Raw genomic sequence first — 1,960 nt, forward strand, 5'->3', positions numbered from 1 at the left:
TCCCCCTTGTGGGGAGGGTCGATCGCGGAGCGGAGCAGGGTGGGGGTCCTCGCCAACCGTCGTCGGCGCTCACCCCCCACCCCGTCTCGCCATCTCCGCTTCGCTCCGATTGCGCGCCGACCCTCCCCACAAGGGGGAGGGTGAAGTAGCTCAGCTCGCCAGCCGGCTCACCATCTCGTGCTGCGCATAAGCGCGCCCAAAACGATTGGCGAGAAACGCATCCAGCGCGATGTCTTCCTGCTTGACGAAACCGGTCGCCGGCAAGGTGCCGTCGGCGAGCATGTCGAGCACGGCGCAGATGCCGGACGCGGTGGTGATCTGGATTGCGCTGCGCACCTGGCTGCCAATGCGCTGCGAATAGATTTTGTTGGCGTAGGTTTCCTGCAGCAGGCGGCCATTGCGGCGGCCCGAGACGGTGACGAAGACGATGACCACGTCCTGCAGCGTTGCCGGCAGGGCGCTCTCGAAGATATCCTTCAGCACGTCGCGGCGGTGGCGCAGGCCGAGATCGTTGAGCAGCGCCTTCATGATCGCCGCATGGCCGGGATAACGGATGGTGCGGTAGTTCAGTGTGCGCACCTTGCCCTTCAGCGTCTCGGCCAGGGTGCCGAGCCCACCGGAGGTGTTGAAGGCCTCATAGGTGACGCCGTCGAGCGAGAACTCTTCGCGCTCCTCCAGCGGCGGCACTTCGATCAGCTCGCCCTCGACGATCGCCTCGCAGGGTTCGCAATATTCGTTGATGACGCCGTCGGTGCTCCATGTCAGATTGTAGTTCAGCGCATTGGACGGGTATTGCGGCAGCGCGCCGACGCGCATGCGAACGCTTTCCAGCGTGTCGAAGCGGCTGGCGAGATCATTGGCGACGATCGAGATGAAGCCCGGCGCAAGGCCGCATTGCGGAATGAACGCGCTCTTGCCCGAACGCGCCAGTTCCTTGACGCGGCGGGTGGAGACGACGTCCTCGGTCAAATCGAGATAGTGTACGCCGGTGGCGGCCGCGGCCTCGGCGATGCGAGTGGTCAAATGGAAGGGGGCGGCGCTCAGCACGGCGAAGGCGCCGGCAAGGGCGGCCTCGAGTGCGCCCAGCGCTGCGATATCGAGCTCCAGCCCCTCGACGCCGGCGGGAAGTTCGGCCGCGGCAAGCTGCGCCGCCGCGCGGTCGACGACCGTAACGCGGTAGTCGCCGCTGTCGGCGAGCATGCCTGCAATGGTCGAGCCGATCTTGCCGGCGCCGACGACGATGATTTTCTTCATGACCTTGCCCCTCGTGAAACTCTTTGGCCCAGACCGCCGCGCGGTGAACACTATGCCTTCAAGAATCGCAGCTTGCCTGCCGAAAGGAAGCGTGAAACTGTTCGAAACGAACCCCACAATTGATCAATACGCCGATAAAGTTCGTCGAAATGCTCACTGACGCCGAACAAAAACTGCTTTCCTTGCTGCGCGCCAATGCCCGCGCATCGACCACTGAGCTGGCGCGCCAGCTAGGCGTTTCGCGCACGACGGTGCAGAGCCGGATCGAGCGGCTGGAACAGCGCGGCATTATCACCGGCTATGGCGTGCGGATGGCGCCGGACTACGAGCAGGGGCTTGTGCGGGCGCATGTGCTGCTCACCGTCACGCCCAAGCTCGCCGACAAGGTGGTGCGGGCGCTGCAGGCGCTGCCGCCGGTACGGACGCTGCACTCGGTGAGCGGCAATTTCGACATGATCGTCATCGTCGACGCGCCGTCGATCAGGGATCTGGATGCGTTGCTGGACGAGATCGGGGCGATGGACGGGGTCGAGCGGACGTCGTCGTCGATTATTTTGTCGACACGGATCGATCGGTAGGTGGAACGCATGAGCCGCTAATCTCCCCCGTGCGGGCATAGGCGCTAAGATAGCTTTGGCATGGACTGAAACTTGCGCTTTCGTGGTGGTTCGCGCCAGCGATATCGCAAGGCATGGAGATTTTGGCG

The 1,960-nt window shown here is 64.0% G+C and carries 2 protein-coding genes; one reads left to right on the plus strand and one right to left on the minus strand.

Annotation, left to right across the window (positions count from 1 at the left end; all coding sequences use genetic code 11):
* Positions 1–150 precede the first annotated feature (150 nt).
* Entirely contained in the window at positions 151–1,254 is a 1,104-nt protein-coding gene (locus NKI06_RS30740) for a saccharopine dehydrogenase family protein (RefSeq protein ID WP_352987919.1), read from the minus strand.
* Positions 1,255–1,403: 149 nt separating this feature from the next.
* Between NKI06_RS30740 and NKI06_RS30745 the strand changes: the two genes are divergently transcribed.
* The gene (locus NKI06_RS30745) at positions 1,404–1,832 is read left to right on the plus strand and encodes an Lrp/AsnC family transcriptional regulator (protein ID WP_023685052.1); all 429 of its coding nucleotides are present in this window, start codon (positions 1,404–1,406) and stop codon (positions 1,830–1,832) included.
* Positions 1,833–1,960 lie beyond the last annotated feature (128 nt).

Source organism: Mesorhizobium sp. M0772 (assembly GCF_040320135.1).
Classification (GTDB): Bacteria; Pseudomonadota; Alphaproteobacteria; order Rhizobiales; family Rhizobiaceae; genus Mesorhizobium.

Bases quoted from the DNA above. Each gene is read 5' to 3' on its own strand.
- NKI06_RS30740 (WP_352987919.1), bottom strand. From the start codon at position 1,254: ATGAAGAAAATCATCGTCGTCGGCGCCGGCAAGATCGGCTCGACCATT.
- NKI06_RS30745 (WP_023685052.1), top strand. From the start codon at position 1,404: ATGCTCACTGACGCCGAACAAAAACTGCTTTCCTTGCTGCGCGCCAAT.